Origin of the sequence: Aquincola tertiaricarbonis (assembly GCF_000969605.1) — a bacterium.
Classification (GTDB): domain Bacteria; phylum Pseudomonadota; class Gammaproteobacteria; order Burkholderiales; family Burkholderiaceae_C; genus Aquincola; species Aquincola tertiaricarbonis.
On record NZ_JZUE01000006.1, the window covers coordinates 50912 to 66234 of the forward strand.

16 protein-coding genes are annotated in these 15323 nt (G+C 70.3%); 9 read left to right on the plus strand and 7 right to left on the minus strand.

The genetic code is table 11. The features are described 5' to 3' along the window. From VO99_RS08760 to VO99_RS08790, 7 genes are read right to left on the minus strand one after another with little or no spacing between them, the layout of a single operon-like run. Positions 1–981: an NADPH:quinone oxidoreductase family protein gene (locus tag VO99_RS08760; protein WP_046112471.1), complete on the minus strand. Its 981-nt coding sequence runs from the start codon at positions 979–981 to the stop codon at positions 1–3. Next, complete coding sequence (locus VO99_RS08765; RefSeq protein WP_046112472.1) at positions 978–2231, minus strand: CaiB/BaiF CoA transferase family protein; 1254 nt, start codon at positions 2229–2231, stop codon at positions 978–980. Before VO99_RS08765 ends, VO99_RS08760 begins: the two co-directional genes overlap by 4 nt. Next, entirely contained in the window at positions 2228–3103 is an 876-nt protein-coding gene (locus VO99_RS08770) for a MaoC/PaaZ C-terminal domain-containing protein (protein WP_046112473.1), read from the minus strand. Before VO99_RS08770 ends, VO99_RS08765 begins: the two co-directional genes overlap by 4 nt. Continuing rightward, on the minus strand, positions 3104–4258 hold the full coding sequence (locus VO99_RS08775) for a thiolase family protein (RefSeq protein ID WP_046112474.1): 1155 nt from the start codon (positions 4256–4258) through the stop codon (positions 3104–3106). After that, positions 4255–4656, minus strand: coding sequence for a Zn-ribbon domain-containing OB-fold protein (locus tag VO99_RS08780; protein ID WP_046112647.1), 402 nt, complete (start codon positions 4654–4656; stop codon positions 4255–4257). Before VO99_RS08780 ends, VO99_RS08775 begins: the two co-directional genes overlap by 4 nt. Positions 4657–4661: 5 nt before the next feature. Then, positions 4662–5429 (minus strand): crotonase/enoyl-CoA hydratase family protein, encoded by a 768-nt coding sequence (locus tag VO99_RS08785; protein WP_046112475.1) that lies wholly within the window; start codon positions 5427–5429, stop codon positions 4662–4664. A gap of 19 nt (positions 5430–5448) precedes the next feature. Beyond that, the gene (locus tag VO99_RS08790; RefSeq protein ID WP_046112476.1) at positions 5449–6216 is read right to left on the minus strand and encodes an SDR family NAD(P)-dependent oxidoreductase; all 768 of its coding nucleotides are present in this window, start codon (positions 6214–6216) and stop codon (positions 5449–5451) included. 196 nt (positions 6217–6412) lie between these two features. Here VO99_RS08790 and VO99_RS08795 point away from each other — a divergent pair, with 196 nt between their 5' ends. The 9 genes from VO99_RS08795 to VO99_RS08835 are packed head-to-tail and all read left to right on the plus strand — an operon-like array spanning position 6413 to position 15321. Beyond that, positions 6413–7573 carry an ABC transporter substrate-binding protein gene (locus VO99_RS08795; protein ID WP_083440459.1) on the plus strand — a complete coding sequence of 387 codons (1161 nt, stop codon included), beginning with the start codon at positions 6413–6415 and terminating at the stop codon, positions 7571–7573. Positions 7574–7592: 19 nt separating this feature from the next. Then, entirely contained in the window at positions 7593–8750 is a 1158-nt protein-coding gene (locus VO99_RS08800) for an ABC transporter substrate-binding protein (protein ID WP_046112477.1), read from the plus strand. A gap of 2 nt (positions 8751–8752) precedes the next feature. Continuing rightward, entirely contained in the window at positions 8753–9547 is a 795-nt protein-coding gene (locus VO99_RS08805) for an ABC transporter ATP-binding protein (RefSeq protein WP_046112478.1), read from the plus strand. Beyond that, a complete protein-coding gene (locus VO99_RS08810) occupies positions 9544–10275 on the plus strand; it encodes an ABC transporter ATP-binding protein (RefSeq protein ID WP_046112479.1) in 732 nt (243 codons plus the stop codon). The genes VO99_RS08805 and VO99_RS08810 overlap by 4 nt, the downstream gene beginning before the upstream one ends. Further along, positions 10272–11141: a branched-chain amino acid ABC transporter permease gene (locus VO99_RS08815; protein ID WP_046112480.1), complete on the plus strand. Its 870-nt coding sequence runs from the start codon at positions 10272–10274 to the stop codon at positions 11139–11141. The genes VO99_RS08810 and VO99_RS08815 overlap by 4 nt, the downstream gene beginning before the upstream one ends. Then, a complete protein-coding gene (locus tag VO99_RS08820; RefSeq protein ID WP_232315314.1) occupies positions 11141–12166 on the plus strand; it encodes a branched-chain amino acid ABC transporter permease in 1026 nt (341 codons plus the stop codon). Before VO99_RS08815 ends, VO99_RS08820 begins: the two co-directional genes overlap by 1 nt. After that, positions 12163–13326 carry an acyl-CoA dehydrogenase family protein gene (locus VO99_RS08825; RefSeq protein ID WP_046112481.1) on the plus strand — a complete coding sequence of 388 codons (1164 nt, stop codon included), beginning with the start codon at positions 12163–12165 and terminating at the stop codon, positions 13324–13326. Before VO99_RS08820 ends, VO99_RS08825 begins: the two co-directional genes overlap by 4 nt. A gap of 26 nt (positions 13327–13352) precedes the next feature. Next, a complete protein-coding gene (locus VO99_RS08830; RefSeq protein ID WP_046112482.1) occupies positions 13353–14030 on the plus strand; it encodes a TetR/AcrR family transcriptional regulator in 678 nt (225 codons plus the stop codon). Further along, positions 13984–15321: a phenylacetate--CoA ligase family protein gene (locus tag VO99_RS08835; RefSeq protein WP_046112483.1), complete on the plus strand. Its 1338-nt coding sequence runs from the start codon at positions 13984–13986 to the stop codon at positions 15319–15321. Before VO99_RS08830 ends, VO99_RS08835 begins: the two co-directional genes overlap by 47 nt. The last annotated feature ends 2 nt before the right edge of the window (positions 15322–15323 follow it).

Here is a 15323-nt window from a genome sequence, read left to right on the forward strand (position 1 = left end):
TCAGCGCCCCGTCAGCAGCACGGCCTTGCCCTGCACCTTGCGCCGCAGCAGGTCGTTGAGCGCATCGGCCGCGCGTTCCAGCGGATAGGTGGCCGAGACATGCGGCTTCAGCTTGCCCTCGCCGATCCACTGCATCAACTCGGCCAGGTTGGCCGCGTTGCGCTGCGGCTCGTTGCGCGTGAAGGCGCCCCAGAACACACCCACGATGGCGCAGCCCTTGAGCAGCGGCAGGTTCAACGGCAGGCTGGGAATGCGCCCGGCCGCGAAGCCCACCACCAGGAAGCGGCCGTTCCAGGCCATGCCGCGCAATGCGGGCTCGCTGTAGTCGCCGCCCACCGGGTCGTAGACCACGTCCACGCCGCGGCCGTCGGTCAGCTGCTTGATGCGTTCGCGCAGGTCTTCGCGGCTGTAGTCGATGGTGTCGGTGGCGCCGTGGGCGCGGCACAGCGCGAGCTTGTCTTCGCTCGATGCTGCGGCGATCACCCGCGCGCCCATGGCCTTGCCCAGTTCCACCGCCGCCAGGCCGACGCCGCCGGCTGCGCCCAGCACCAGCAGGGTTTCGCCGGGCTGCAGCTTCGCGCGGTCCTTCAGCGCATGGTGCGAGGTGCCGTAGGTCAGCGTGAAAGCCGCCGCCACCGGGAAGTCCATCCCGTCGGGCATCGGGATCAGCCGGCCGGCCTCGGCCACCACCTCTTCCGCATAACCGCCCCAGGTGGTGGCGGCGATCACACGGTCGCCCACCGCGAAGCCCTGCACGCCTTCGCCCAGCGCCAGCACGGTGCCGGCCACCTCGCCGCCGGGCGAGAACGGCAGCTCGGGCTTGAACTGGTACTTGCCCTGGATGATCAGCGTGTCGGGAAAGTTCACGCCGCAGGCCTTCACGCCCACCAGCACCTGGCCGGGTCCGGGCCGCGGCGTCGGCCGCTCCTCCACCACCAGCGATTCGGGCGGGCCCCAGGCCTTGCACAGCACGGCTCTCATGGTTGATCTCCTGCAGCTTGTTGTTCGATCACGCCTTGCGCTTGCAGGGCGGCGATGTCGTCGTCTTCCAGGTCCAGCAACTCGCGCAGCACCTCGGCGGTGTGCTCGCCCAGCAGCGGCGGACCCGTGCGGTGCACCACCGGCGTGGCCGAGAACTGCAGCGGGTTGCCGATGATGGGCATGCTGCCCGCCAGCGTGTGCGGCACCTGCTGCAGCAGGCCGCGGTGCTGGATCTGCGGGTCGGCCAGCACCTGGTCGAAGCGGTTGATCGGCCCCGCAGGCACATTGGCCGCACGCAGCCGTGCCATCCAGTGGTCGACGGTGTTGCCACGCAGGATGTCGGCGATCACCGGCACCAGGCTGTCGCGGTGGGCCACGCGCAGCGGCGTGTCGGCGTAACGCGGGTCGGTGGCCAGCTCGGGCCGACCGATCACAGCGGTGCACAGCTGCTGGAACTGCTTGTCGTTGCCCACCGCGATCATCACCTGGCCGTCGGCGCAGTCGAAGTCCTGGTACGGGCAGGTGAGCTGCGAGCGGATGCCCACGCGCTGCGGCATCACGCCCGCCACCACGTAGCTCATCGCCATCGACGACATCGCGGCCACCTGCGCATCCAGCATCGCCAGGTCGATGTACTGGCCTTCGCCCGACACGGTGTCGCGGTGGTGCAGCGCGGCCAGGATGCCGATGCAGGCGTAGAAGCCCGCCGTGGTGTCGGAAATGGGGTAGCCGGTGCGCTGCGGCCCGGCACCGGGCTGGCCGTCGGGCACGCCGGTCAGGCTCATCAGGCCGCTCATCGCCTGGAACACCAGGTCGTATCCGGGCAGCGCGCTGTAGGGCCCGGTCTGGCCGAAGCCGCTGATCGAGCAATACACCAGCCGCGGGTTGATCGCACGCAGCGAGGCTTCGTCTAGACCATAACGCTTGAGGTCGCCGGCCTTGAAGTTCTCCACCACCACGTCGGCCGTCTCGGCCAGCCGGCGGATCAACTGGTGGCCGTCGGGCGTGGCCATGTCGATGGCGATCGAGCGCTTGTTGCGGTTGAGCGCCAGGAACACGCTGCGGTCGCTGGTGGGCCGGCCGTCGCGGTCGTTGAGCGGCGCGCCCTGGTGGCGCACGTCGTCGCCGGCGCCGGGGCGCTCGACCTTGATCACGTCGGCGCCGAAGTCCGCCAGCATCTGCGTGGCCCAGGGTCCGGAGAGGATGCGGCTCAGGTCGAGCACGCGGATGTTGCCGAGCAATGCGGTCATTCGGTGAACTCCACAAAGCCGTTGTTCATCACCACCACACCCCGCGCCGGCACGCTGGCGCGGAAGGCGGCGCGGCCGGGGGCGGTGTGCCACAGGTCCAGCTGCACCGCCTCGCCGGGGTACACCGGCGACGAGAAACGCCCACCCATCGCCTGCAGCGCTTCGGGCCGGCCGCTGCACAGCCGCCTGACCAGGCCATGGCCCACCACGCCGAAGGTGGCCAGCCCATGCAGGATGGGCCGCGGGAAGCCGGCCGCGCGCGCGGTGGCCGGGTCGCTGTGCAGCGGGTTGTAGTCGCCCGACAGCCGGTACACCAGCGCCGATTGCGCAGAGGTGGGCAGCGTGACGGCGTCGTCGGCCGGCCGCTCGGGCACGGCCTGCGGGCCGGTGGCTTCGACGGGCGGGGGATGGGCCCCCGCACCGCCGAAGCCACCATCGCCGCGACAGAACACCGTCTGCCGCACCGTGGCCAGCAGCTCGCCGCGGTCCACGTCGACGATCTCGCGTTCGACGTAGATCAACGCACCCTTGTCGGCGCCCTTGTCCACCAGGCCCACGATGCGGCTGGTGCCGCGCACCGTGGCCTCGGCCGGCAGCGGGCGGTGGACGCGCAGCGCATGTTCGCCGTGCACCGTCTTCACCCAGTCCAGCCCGAAACGCGGCTCGCGCATCCAGAAGCCGGGGTAGCCCATCACGTTGGCCATCGTGGGCTGCACCTTCAGCCGCGTCTCGTCGACGAAGGCGAGGTCGGCCTCGTCCATCGGGTCGAGACCCACGCCCAGCCCCAGCGCATAGAGGATGCAGTCGCGCCAGCCGATGCGCTGCTCGATCACCGGCAGCGGCTCGGCCAGCAGGCGTCGTGGATCGATCATCTACAGCACCTCCGCCGTGCCGAGGATGGCCGTGGCCTGGCTGGACAGCACGCCGCCGTTGGCATGGGCCAGGGCCAGCTGCACGCCGGGCACCTGGCGCGCGCCGCATTCGCCGCGCAGCTGCTGCACCGCCTCGATCACGGTGAACAGGCCGTACATGCCCGGGTGGTTGCAAGACAGCCCGCCGCCATTGGTGTTGACCGGCAGCGCACCGCCCGGCGAGATGGCACCGGCCTGCACCATGGCGCCGGCCTCGCCCTTGGCGCAGAAGCCCAGGTCCTCCAGGAACAGCAGCGTGTTGATGGTGAAGGCGTCGTACAGCATCACATGCTGGATGTCCTTGGCGCCCACGCCGGCCATCGCATAGGCCCGCTGGCCGGACTGCACCGCGCCGGTGGTGGTGAGGTCCGGCATGGCCGAGATCTGCCGGTGCGTGACGGCCACGCCGGTGCCCAGCAGGTAGGCCGGCCGCTGGGGCAGGTCGCGCGCACGGTCGGCGCGGGTGATCACCAGCGCCGCGCCGCCGTCGGTCACCAGGCAGCAGTCGGCCTTGCTCAGCGGGTCGCTCACCATGCGGGAGGCCAGCACCTGCTGCAGCGTGAGCGGCTCCTGCATGAAGGCATCGGGATTCAGCCGCGCCCAGTCGCGCGCCGCCACCGCCACGGCCGCCAACTGCTCGCGCGTGGTGCCGTATTTGTGCATGTGGCGGGCCGCGGCCAGCGCGTAACTGCTGATCGGGTAGCGCGGCTTGTACGGGTTCTCGTAGGGCTGCGGGTCGGGCATCGAGGCCAGCTTGCCGCCAGCCGTGAGCTGGTTGGAGCCGTAGCACACCAGCGCCACGTCGCACAGCCCATGCGCCAGCGCCGACATCGCCGACTGCAGGTGGAACAGGAAGCTGGCGCCGCCCACCATCGTGCCTTCGGCATGGCGCACCTGCAGGCCCAGCCGCTCGGTCACGTTGAGCACTGGCAGGCCGGAGGTAGACATCGCGCAGAACAGGCCGTCCACGTCCTTCAGTCCCAGGCCGCAGTCCTCCAGCGCCAGCACTGCGGCTTCCTGCAACTGGTCGAAGGGCGAGCGGTCGGGTGCGTTCCAGCGGCGGGTGTTGCCGATGCCGACGATGGCGGCCGCGCCGCGCAAGGCATGCGCCGTCATGTCGCGGCTCCTTCGTCGGCGATGAACACCACGTGCGGCTCCTCACCCTGGCCCGCGATGTGCGGCCGCACCCGCAGGCCGATGGTCACCTCGGGCCGCGTGCTGCCATCGGCACCATCCACGCGGCTCATCATCCGTGCGCCGCCGGGCAGCTCGACGATCACCACGTTGTAGTCGCCCGCGCGGTCGCGCACCGTGGTGGCCGCATACACCTCGGCCTCCGCCGGCCCGGCCCGCCAGGCCAGCCGCGGGCTGCCGCACACCCGGCACACCAGCGCGGGTGGAAAGCGCGTGGCTGCGCAGTCCTCGCAGTGCTGCAGCACGAAGCGCCCTTCCTCGAGCGCCTGGCGGTACTGCGCATCGGGCCCGGGCCCGTCGAATCTCGTGTCGGTGGCCATGCGCTTCACTTCCCTTGCCACACCGGCTTGCGCTTCTCGGCAAACGCGGCCGAGCCTTCACGCGCATCGGCGGAAGTGAAGATGTGCTCGGTCATCGCGGCCTGGCGGGTCCACAGCTCGTCGGCCGGCCAGTCCTGCGATTCGACGATCACCCGCTTGCTGGCGGCCACCGACAGCGGCCCGTTGCCGGCGATGGTCTGCGCCAGCTTGCGTGCTTCGGCCAGCGCCTGGCCCGGTGCGCTCAAGCGGTTGACCAGGCCGTAGGCATGGGCGCGTGCGGCCGGGAACATGTCGCCGGTGAGCGCCAGTTCCATCGCGATGCGGTAGGGCAACTGGCGCGGCAGCCGCACCAGCCCGCCCGCGGTGGCGGCCAGGCCGCGCTTGACCTCGGGCACGCCGAACTGCGCGTTGTCGGCGGCCACCACCAGGTCGCAGGCCAGCACCAGCTCGAAGCCGCCGGCCAGCGCGTAGCCTTCCGCCGCGGCGATCAGCGGCTTCTTCGGCGGCTGCATCGTCAGCCCGCCGAAGCCGCGGCCGGGGATGCTGGGCCGCTCGCCGCGCAGGAAGCCCTTCAGGTCCATGCCGGCGCAGAAGCTGCCGCCGGCGCCGGTGAGGATGCCCAGCCGCAGGCCGTCGTCGGCGTCCAGCCGGTCCAGCGCCTCGGCGATCAGGCGGGCCGCGGCCAGCGTCATCGCATTGCGCGCCTCGGGGCGGTTGAGGGTGATGGTGAGGATGCCGTCCTCGGCATCGACGAGCACTTCGGCCGTGGTCATGCGGTGGTGTCCTTGTTGTTCAACGGGGGGCCATGCGCAGCGCACCATCGAGCCGGATGGTTTCGCCGTTGAGCATCGGGTTGCTGACGATGTGCATCGCCAGGTGGGCGTATTCGTCGGGCGTACCCAGCCGCGCCGGGTGCGGCACCGAGGCGCTGAGCGTCTTGCGCGCATCGGCCGAGACACGCGCCAGCATCGGCGTGTCGAAGATGCCGGGCGCGATGGTGCACACGCGGATGCCCTTGCTGGCCAGGTCGCGTGCGGCCACGATCGTCATGCCCACCACGCCGGCCTTGGACGAGGCATAGCCGATCTGCCCGATTTGCCCTTCATAGGCCGCGACCGAGGCGGTGAGCACGCACACGCCGCGTTCGCCTTCATCCGTCAGCTCATTGCGGGCCATGCGGCTGGCCGCCATGCGCACGGTGTTGAAGGTGCCGATCAGGTTGATGCGCACGATGTCGACGTAGGTCTCCAGCGAGCCGGGGTTGCCCTCCTTGTCGAGCAGCCGCACCGGGCCGCCGCGGCCGGCGCAGTGCACCAGCACGCGGAACTCGCCCAGCGATGCGGCCAGGTCGCAGGCGGCAGCCATGTCGGCTTCGCTGGTGACGTCGGCCGGGGCGAAGCGCACGCCCTCGCCCAGCTCGCGCGCCACGCTCTCGCCGGCCGATTGCGGCAGGTCGGCGATGACTACGCAAGCGCCCTCGCCCACCAGCCGGCGTGCGGCCGCCAGGCCCAGGCCCGACGCACCGCCGGTCACCAGGGCCGTGATTCCTTGAGTCTTCATTCGAGGCATCTCCGTTGCACTTGAGGTTGCGGACGATCGTACATACCGATAAGTATTTCCGCAAACGGCAAAGCATCCCGTTGCAGCCTTGGTGAGGCAACTCCATGGGTAAACACTGACGATCTACGGGTCTGATCCGCGTTGACCACGCGACATACGTACTGGTATGTTCCGGTCCATGCCGAGAGGACAACGCATGAACCCGAACCGCCGCAAGCTGGGCCTGGCCGCCTTGGGCGCCACCGCGCTGGCCTGGGCCTCGGCCGGCGCTGCATGCGCACAGGCTGCCGGCCCGATCAAGGTCGGCGTGATCCTTCCGCTGTCGGGCGGTGCCGGGCCACAGGGCCAGCACGTCACCCAGGCCATCCAGGCGATGGCCGCCTTGATCAACGAGGACGGCGGCGTGCTGGGCCGGCCGCTGGAGATCGTGGCGCGCGACGACGAATCGACGCCGGCCGTGGGCGTGTCACGCGCCACCGAACTGGTGGGCCAGGGTGTGGCGGTCATCCTCGAGGGCTGGAACAGCCCGGTGGCGCTGGCGATGCAGCCGGTGATCCACCGCGCGGGCGTGCTCGACATCACCCTGTTCGCCAGTGCCGACGCGATGCTGTCGGGCGAAGGCAATCCGCTGGCCATGCGGCTGAATGCCAGCAACACGCAAGGCGGTGCCGCGGTGGCCCAGGTGATCGCAGGCCGCCTCAAGGCCAGGCGTGTGGCCTTTCTCACCGAGAACGATGCCTACGGCAACGGCACGCAGGCCTCGATCGAGGCCGAGCTGAAGCGCCTGGGCTACGCCTATGAAAAGGTGGCCGAGGAGAAGTTTCCGTTCACGCAGGCCGACTTCCGCGTGGCGCTGACCAACGTGCGAGCGGCCAACCCCGAGGTGACGGTGGCCATCAACGCCAACGAAGGCCTGGGCATGCCGGCCATCCTGCGGCAGTTCAAGCAGGGCCGCGTGCCCGGCCAGCTGCTGGCCGCGCTGGGCACGGTGGCGCCCAGCGTGATCTCGGTGGCGGGCGACGCAGCCAATGGCGCGATGGGCGTGGACATCTACTTCCCGGATGTCGAGCCCTTTGCCTCCAACCCGGTGAACAAGCGCTTCGTGGCCAAGGTGCAAGCGCTGCACGGCAACACGCCGGACAAGTTCATGGCCGTGGGCGCCGCGGCGCTGCAGGTGTGGGCGATGGCCGCCAGCGAACTGAAGACGCTGGAGCGCGAGCCGGTCGCCCGGCGCATCCGCGGCGGCAGCTTCCAGGGCACGGTGTTCGGCGACGTGAGCTTCGCGCCCGATGGCCAGCTGCAGTCGCGCACCCACGTGTTCCAGGTCCGCGACGGCCGCATCGTCGTACAGAAGTAGACAAGCAGGAGACCACCGCATGAAGCTGATCCGCACGCTCCTCACCACCGCCGCCCTGGGCCTGGCCCTGGCCGGCACCGCGCCCACGCAGGCCCAGCCAGCTGGCGGCGCGCCCGTCAAGGTCGGCACCATCTTTCCGCTGTCGGGCGGCGCCGGGCCGCAGGGCCAGCATGTCACCCAGGCCATCCAGGCCATGGCCGCGGTGATCAACGAGAGCGGCGGCGTGATGGGCCGCAAGATCGAGATCGTCTCGCGCGACGACGAATCGACGCCGGCGGTGGGCATCTCGCGCGCCACCGAGCTGGCCAGCGCCGGCGTGTCGGTGGTGATCGAGGGCTGGAACAGCCCGGTCACGCTGGCGATGCAGCCGGTGCTGGCGCGAGCCGGCATCCTCGACATCACCGCCATCAGCAAGGCCGACCCCATCCTGTCGGGCGAGGGCAATCCGCTGGCGGTGCGGCTGAACAGCTCCAACAGCCAGGACGGCGCGGTGATCGCCAACTACATCGCCAACGTGGCCAAGGCCAAGCGCGTGGCCTTCCTCACCGAGAACGATGCCTATGGCAATGGTGCGCAGGCCTCCATCGAGGCCGAGCTGAAGAAGCTGAACCACGCCTACGAGAAGGTGGCCGAGGAGAAGTTTCCCTTCGCGCAGGCCGACTTCCGCGTGGCGATGACCAACGTGCGCGCGGCCAACCCGGACCTGACGGTGGCCATCAATGCCAACGAGGGCCTGGGCATGCCGGCCATCATCCGCCAGGCCCGCCAGAGCCGGCTGCCCGGCGCGCTGGTGGCCGCGGTGGGCACGGTGGCGCCCAGCGTGATCGAGGTGGCCGGCGATGCGGCCAACGGCCTGATCGGCGCCGACATCTACTTCCCCGCGGTGGAGCCCTTTGCCTCCAACCCGGCCAACCAGCGCTTCGTGGCCAAGACGCAGGAGATGTTCAAGTACACGCCCGACAAGTTCATGGCCCTGGGTGCCACCGCGCTGCAGGTGTGGGCCATGGCCGCCAACGAGCTGAAGACGCTGGAGCGCGAGGCCATCGCCAAGCGCATCCGCGGCGGCAGCTTCAAGGGCACGGTGATGGGCGACGTCACCTTCGAGCCGAACGGTCAGCTCAGCTCCCAGCACTACCTGTTCACGGTGCAGGGCGGCAAGATGGTGGTGCAGAAGTGAGCATGCCTTCCACCACGGCCCTGGCCGTGGAAGGCCTGGGCGTGCGCTACGGCGCGCTGGTGGCGCTCGATGGCGTGAGCTGGACGGTGGCGCCGGGCGAGCTGCTCGGCATCATCGGTCCCAACGGCGCCGGCAAAAGCAGCTGCTACGACGCGGTGACGGCGATGGTGCGCCGCGTCGGCCGGGTGACGCTGGGCGGGCAGGACGTGACCGCCGTGCCGCCCTATGGCCTGGCCGCGCTGGGACTGAAGCGCGCCTTCCAGCAGAACGCCTTCTTCGACGACCTGAGCGTGCGCGACAACCTGGTGGCCGTGCTGGGCCAGCGCGCCCATGCCGGCCTGGCGGGCAGCGTGCTCAACCCGGTCGGGGCGGCGCGCCGCCGGCAGGCCGCGGCCGACTTCGCCACCCGGCAGCTGGTGCGCTTCGGCGTGCCGGAGGCCTATCACGCGATGAGCCCGAAGGAGATTCCCTACGGCGTGCAGCGCATGCTGTCGATCGCGCTCGCCTATGGCGACGGCGCGGCCGTGCTGCTGCTGGACGAGCCGGCTGCCGGCCTGGGCGGCGAGGACATGGCGCAGCTGGTGAAGCTGCTGGGCGAGCTCAAGCGCGAGGGCGTGGCGCTGGTCGTGATCGAGCACCACATGGAGCTGATCATGGCCGTGGCCGACCGCATCTGCGTGCTCGACCTCGGCCGCCAGCTGGCCTACGGCACGCCGGCCGAGGTGCGCAACGACCCTCGCGTGCTGGAAGCCTACCTGGGCGCCGCCACGCCGCGGGCCGAAGAGGTGGCGGCATGAACGGCCCGCTGCTGGAGGTGAACCGCTTGCAGGTGGCCTATGCCGGCAACCAGGCGCTCGACGTGGCGGGCCTGCGGGTGCAGCGCGGCGAGGTGGTGGGCGTGGTCGGCGCCAACGGCGCGGGCAAGTCGACGCTGGTGAACGCGCTGGCCGGCTGGTCGCGCGGCGAGCCGACGGTGGGCGGCGAGGTGTCGCTGGCCGGCCGCCGCATCGATGGCTGGGCGCCGCACGAGCGCATCCGCGCCGGGCTGGCGCTGGTGCCCGAGGGCCGGCTGGTGTTCAGCCGCATGACAGTGGAGGACAACCTGTCCACCGCCTTCGCGCCGGTGGCGGCCGAAGGGCGGCGCATCTACAGCCGCGACGAGATCTACACGCTGTTCCCGCGGCTGAAGGAACGCCGTGGCCACCTCGGCTCGCAGCTCTCGGGCGGCGAGCGGCAGATGCTGGGCATCGGCCGTGCGCTGATGATGGGCCCGCAGCTGCTGCTGCTGGACGAGCCCTCCATCGGCCTGGCGCCGCAGCTGGTGGCGCAGGTGCTGCAGACCCTGCGCACCCTGGCCGCCGCCGGCCTGACCATCCTGCTGGTGGAGCAGAACGTGCGCGCCGCCATCGAGGTGGTGGACCGCCTGGTGCTGCTGGAACGCGGCCGCGTGGTGCTGGAAGGCCCCGCCGCCACGATGGGCAGCGACCCGCGCATCGCGCAGGCCTACCTGGGGGCGCACGCATGAACCTCTCGCAACAAGTCATCAACGGCCTGGTGCTGGGCCATGCCTATGCGCTGGTGGCCATCGGCTGGACGCTGCTGCTGGGCGTGGCGCGGCTGGTCAACTTCGGCCACGGCCAGATGTACATGCTGGGCGCCTTCGTCACCTGGTGGGCGGTGGCCAAGGCCGGCGTGCCCTACCTGCTGGCGGTGCCCGTGGCCATGGTCATCGGCGCGCTGTTCGGGCTGCTGATGCAGCGGGTGATGCTCAAGGCCACCTTCGAGCAGAACCTGGTGTCGATCATGATCATGACGCTGGGCTTCGGCCATGTGCTGCACGGCGCGGCGGCGCTCATCTTCGGCTCCACCGGGCAGATCCTGGACACGCCGCTGTCGCGCCGCGAGATCAACTTCGGCGAGCTGTGGCTCACCTGGCAGGACGCGGCCATCGTCATCGCCGCCATCGTGGTGTTTATCGGCCTGAAGTGGCTGCTGGACGGCACCCGCATCGGCCGCCTGGTGCACATGGTGGCCGAGGATCCCAAGCTGGCGCAGCTGGCCGGCGTGAACGTGCGGCGGGTGTACTACGGCGTGTTCGCCTTCGAAGGGGCGGCCGTGGCCTTCGCCGCCGGCATGGTGGCGCCGCGCACGCCCATCCTCACCTCCATGGGCTTCGAGGAAGTGATCATGACCTTCGTGGTGGTGGTGTTCGGCGGCATCGGCAGCGTCAAGGGCAGCTACTTCGCCGGCGTGGCGCTGGGCCTGTTCACCGCGCTGTTCGGTGCGCTGGTGTCACCCGCCTACACCACCGCCGCGGCCTTCCTGGTGCTGATCGCGCTGCTGGTGCTGCGGCCCCGCGGCCTGAGCGCCGGCCCGGCAGGAGCGCACTGATGCAGCACGCACAACACCCGCGCTCCATGGCGCGCACCGTCGGCCTGCCGCTGGCCGCCGCCCTCGTGCTGGCCGCGCCGATGCTGTTCGGCGGCAGTGGCTCTGTCTACAGCGCCGCGGTGCTGATCGCCATCTTCGCGGTGATGGCCTATGGTCTGGACATCGTGGTGTCCGACCTGGGCGAGGTGAGCCTGGCGCACACCGTGTTCTTCGCCTCGGGCAGCTACACCACCGCACTGCTGGCCACGCGCGGCGGCTTCGGTGCCTGGGCCACGCTGGGCGGCACCATCGTGGTGGCACTGCTGCTGGCGCTGCTGATCGGCCTGGTGACGCTGCGGCTGCGCGAGTTCGTGTTCTCGCTGGTCACCTATGCGGTGGCGGTGGTGGCGATGTCGCTGGCGGCCAACTGGCAGTTCCTCGGCGGCTCCGACGGTCTGCGCGGCATCCCGCTGCTGGACCTCTCCTTCGCCGGCCTCACGCTCACTGCGCGCAACGACCGCGAGCTGTGGCCCTATGCCTTCGCGGTGCTGCTGGCCACGGTGTACCTGGTGGACCGCTTCCGCCATTCAAGGCTGGGCGCGGCGGCCATCATGACCCACCTGAATCCGCGGCTGGCCACCATGGGCGGCATCGACCCGGCGCGGGTGCGGCTGCAGGTGTTCCTGCTGTCGGCGCCGATCAGCGCCGCGGCCGGCTGGTTGTATGCCTACCAGCGCGCCTACGTCAGCGCCGACGTGCTGGAGAACTACTTCCTCATCCTGATGCTCACCGCCGTGGTGCTGGTGGGCCGCCGCCAGCTGCTGGGGCCGCTGCTGGCCACCGCGCTGGTGCTGGTGCAGGAGAAGTTCTTCTCGCTGGGCGGCTACGTCGACAAGATCATCCTGGGCACCGTGCTCATCGCCGTGCTCGCCTTCTTCCCGCAGGGCCTGATGGGCCTGGCGCGGCCCCTCAAGCGCCTGTTCGGCCCGCGCCTCGCGGCACCCCGCACGGCCTCCACCCCACCCCCCGTTGGAGAACTCAAGTGAGCGTCATCTGGAAACCCGCCCTCGACGACACCTCGGCGCGCTGGCAAGCGCTGGCCGACCAGCTCGGCCGCGAACGCTTCGCACCGCTGGCCCCCGAGCTGGACCGCGACCAGCGCTACCCTTGGGAAACCATCGAGGCGCTGGTGGAGCACAAGTTCACCGGCCTGTTCCTGCCCACGCAGTGGGGCGGTGAAGGCGCCAGCCTGGTGGCCACCGTGGCCGCGGTGGAGACGCTGGGCATGCACTGCGCCTCCACCGCCGCCATCATGTGCGCCTATCAGCTGGGCGCCTTCCCCATCCTGCTGGCCGGCACCGATGCGCAGAAGGACTTCTACCTGCGCGAGATGACCCAGGGCCGCGCCACCAGCTTCGCGCTGTCCGAGCGCATCGCCGGCTCCGACGCCGCGGCCATCGAGGCCACCGGCACGCAGGAAGGCGACGGCTGGCGCCTGAAGGGCGAGAAGTACTGGATCGGCAACGGCGGTGCATCGCGCTACTACGTGGTGTTCGTCAAGACCGACCCGGCCGCGGGCGGCCGGGGCATCAGCGCCTTCATGGTCGACAAGGAAGAGCCCGGCGCCGTCATCGACGAGCTGAACGACAAGATGGGCATCCGCGGCACCCAGACCAGCAACCTGAAGGTGGACCTGGTGGTGCCCGAGAGTGCCCGCATCGGCGAGCCCAATCGCGCGCTGCGGCTGGCGCTGCAGACGCTGAACGTCGGCCGCATCATGGTCTCGGCCCAGAGCCTGGGCCTGGCGCTGGCCGCCTACCGCGAGGCGTCGAGCCGCGCCGTGGCCCGCAAGACCTTCGGCCAGCCGATCGGCGAGAACCAGGGCATCGGCTTCAAGCTGGCCGACATGGCCACCGAGATCTCCGCCGCCCGCATGGTGCTGTACGAGGCCGCACGGGCGTATGACCGCGGCGAGGACGTGTCCAACCTGGGCGCGATGGCCAAGCTCTTCACCAGCGAGGTGGCCCACCGGGCGGCCGACAATGCGGTGCAGATCTGGGGTGGGCTGGGGTACTGCAAGCCGACGGTGGCCGAGCGGCTGTACCGCGACCAGCGCATCCTCGAGATCTACGAGGGCTCCTCCGAGATCCAGCGGCTCGTGCTGTCGCGCGCGGTGCGCAAGGAGGCCGAAGAACGGGCCCACTGACCCACGACACCACAGGCGAAGCGAACATGGCGGAACAGGCGCTGCAAAAGGCAACGGGCAACGATTCGCGCGAGGAGATCCTGCGCGCGGCGGCCGAACTCTTCATGGAGTACGGCTTCGCCGCCACCTCCATCGACGCGGTGGCCGAGAAGCTGGGCGCCACCAAGGGCCGCATCTACCACCACTACCGCAGCAAGGCCGACCTGTTCTTCGATGTGCAGGTGGCCGCGATGACCCGGCTGAACGACGAGGTGGAGCCGATCGCCCGCAGCGCGGGCGGCGCCATCGAGCGGTTGTCGGCCATGGCGCTGCGGCACACGCAGATCATCCTGAACGAGCTGCCGATGCAGAAGGTGGCCGTGCAGGGCCTGGAGCGCCACCTGCTGGGCGCCTCGGCCGCCACCAAGCGGCTGCGCTCGGTGGTGAAGATGCGTGACGACTACGAGACCCTGTTCGCCGAGGTGATCGACGCGGGCATCCGCGAAGGCGTGTTCATCGACCTGCCGGCCAAGCTGGCCACCAAGCCCTTCTTCGGGGCGCTGAACTGGGCCACCGTGTGGTTCAGCCAGCGCCGGCTGCAAAGCGCCGAAGCCATCGACGAGATCGCCCATGTGCTCGCCGCCTATGCGCTGCGCGGGCTCCTGAAAGTGCCACCCCATGAAGCAGCACGACAAAGCCCCCTTCTCCGACACGATCTGGGATGAACGAGAGACCTGGTCGCGCGACCGCATCGAAAGCTTCCAGCTCGATGCCTTGCGCCACCAGCTGCAGCGTGTAGGCCAGACCAGCACGCACTACAGGAAGGTGTTCGCCGACCACGGCTTCCAGCCCGGCGACTTCAAGAGCTTTGCCGACCTGCGCAAGCTGCCCTTCACCCGCAAGTCCGACTACGTGGCCGGCCTGGCCGCCGAGCCGCCCTTCGGCAACCTGGCCGCCGTCCAACCCGGCGAGGCGGTGCGGGTGCACTTCAGCTCCGGCACCACCGCGGCACCCGCGCCGGTGCTGTGGACCCAGGCGGACATCGACCGCTGGGCCGACCTCTACGCCCGCTACCTCTATGCCCAGGGCCTGCGCCGCGGCGACGTGTTCCAGTGCATGTTCAATTACGCGTGGTTCGTGGGCGGCCTGGGCGCCACGCTGGCCGCGCAGCACCTGGGCGCGCTGGTGATCCCGGCCTCGTCCGGCGACACCGAGCGGCAGATCGAAAGCATCTTCCACTACGGCAGCCGCTGCGTGATCGGCACGCCGTCGTTCATGGCGCACATGGCCGAGGCCGCCGAGAAGCTGGGCCGCGACCTCACCACCTCGCAGGTGAAGATGGTGTGCGTGGGCGGCGAGCCCGGCGCCAGCATCCCCGGCACGCGCGAGCGCATCGAGCGCCAATGGGGCGCCAAGATGTTCGACTGCTACGGCGCGCTGGAATGCCAGCCGATCGGCTGGGACACCGCACTGCAGCTCGGCCCCACGCTGGCCGAGGACTTCATCTACGTCGAGATCCTGCACCCCGACACGCAGGAGCCGGTGGCCGACGGCGAACGCGGCGTGCTGGTGCTGACCCACCTGGACAAGCAGGCCTGCCCGCTGGTGCGCTGGTGGACCGGCGACATGGTGGTGCGCGACAGCAGCACCGCGCCCGATGGCCGCACCCATGCGCGGCTGAAGGGCGGCGTGCTGGGCCGGGCCGACGACATGATGATCATCCGCGGCGTGAACCTGTTTCCCACTGCGGTGGAAGACATCGTGCGGGCCTTCCCCGGCTTGAGCAACGAATACCTGCTGGTGACCGACGCCAGCGTGAAGGACCCGAAGACCGGCTTCCTCACCGGGGTGAAGCTGCGGGTGGAGCCCGCTTCCGGCGAGCCCAGCGCGGAGCTGGGCGAACGCCTGTCGCAGCGGCTGCGCGAGAAGCTGCAGGTGCGCTTCCATGTGGAGGTGGTGCCGACCGGCACGCTGCCGCGCACGGTGCACAAGGCCAAGCGCGTCATCCACGAGTAGGC

What these genes read in the sequence shown, in the direction of transcription:
- VO99_RS08760 (WP_046112471.1), bottom strand. Translation starts at nt 981, where the DNA reads ATGAGAGCCGTGCTGTGCAAGGCCTGGGGCCCGCCCGAATCGCTGGTG.
- VO99_RS08765 (WP_046112472.1), bottom strand. Translation starts at nt 2,231, where the DNA reads ATGACCGCATTGCTCGGCAACATCCGCGTGCTCGACCTGAGCCGCATC.
- VO99_RS08770 (WP_046112473.1), bottom strand. Translation starts at nt 3,103, where the DNA reads ATGATCGATCCACGACGCCTGCTGGCCGAGCCGCTGCCGGTGATCGAG.
- VO99_RS08775 (WP_046112474.1), bottom strand. Translation starts at nt 4,258, where the DNA reads ATGACGGCGCATGCCTTGCGCGGCGCGGCCGCCATCGTCGGCATCGGC.
- VO99_RS08780 (WP_046112647.1), bottom strand. Translation starts at nt 4,656, where the DNA reads ATGGCCACCGACACGAGATTCGACGGGCCCGGGCCCGATGCGCAGTAC.
- VO99_RS08785 (WP_046112475.1), bottom strand. Translation starts at nt 5,429, where the DNA reads ATGACCACGGCCGAAGTGCTCGTCGATGCCGAGGACGGCATCCTCACC.
- VO99_RS08790 (WP_046112476.1), bottom strand. Translation starts at nt 6,216, where the DNA reads ATGAAGACTCAAGGAATCACGGCCCTGGTGACCGGCGGTGCGTCGGGC.
- VO99_RS08795 (WP_083440459.1), top strand. Translation starts at nt 6,413, where the DNA reads ATGAACCCGAACCGCCGCAAGCTGGGCCTGGCCGCCTTGGGCGCCACC.
- VO99_RS08800 (WP_046112477.1), top strand. Translation starts at nt 7,593, where the DNA reads ATGAAGCTGATCCGCACGCTCCTCACCACCGCCGCCCTGGGCCTGGCC.
- VO99_RS08805 (WP_046112478.1), top strand. Translation starts at nt 8,753, where the DNA reads ATGCCTTCCACCACGGCCCTGGCCGTGGAAGGCCTGGGCGTGCGCTAC.
- VO99_RS08810 (WP_046112479.1), top strand. Translation starts at nt 9,544, where the DNA reads ATGAACGGCCCGCTGCTGGAGGTGAACCGCTTGCAGGTGGCCTATGCC.
- VO99_RS08815 (WP_046112480.1), top strand. Translation starts at nt 10,272, where the DNA reads ATGAACCTCTCGCAACAAGTCATCAACGGCCTGGTGCTGGGCCATGCC.
- VO99_RS08820 (WP_232315314.1), top strand. Translation starts at nt 11,141, where the DNA reads ATGCAGCACGCACAACACCCGCGCTCCATGGCGCGCACCGTCGGCCTG.
- VO99_RS08830 (WP_046112482.1), top strand. Translation starts at nt 13,353, where the DNA reads ATGGCGGAACAGGCGCTGCAAAAGGCAACGGGCAACGATTCGCGCGAG.
- VO99_RS08835 (WP_046112483.1), top strand. Translation starts at nt 13,984, where the DNA reads ATGAAGCAGCACGACAAAGCCCCCTTCTCCGACACGATCTGGGATGAA.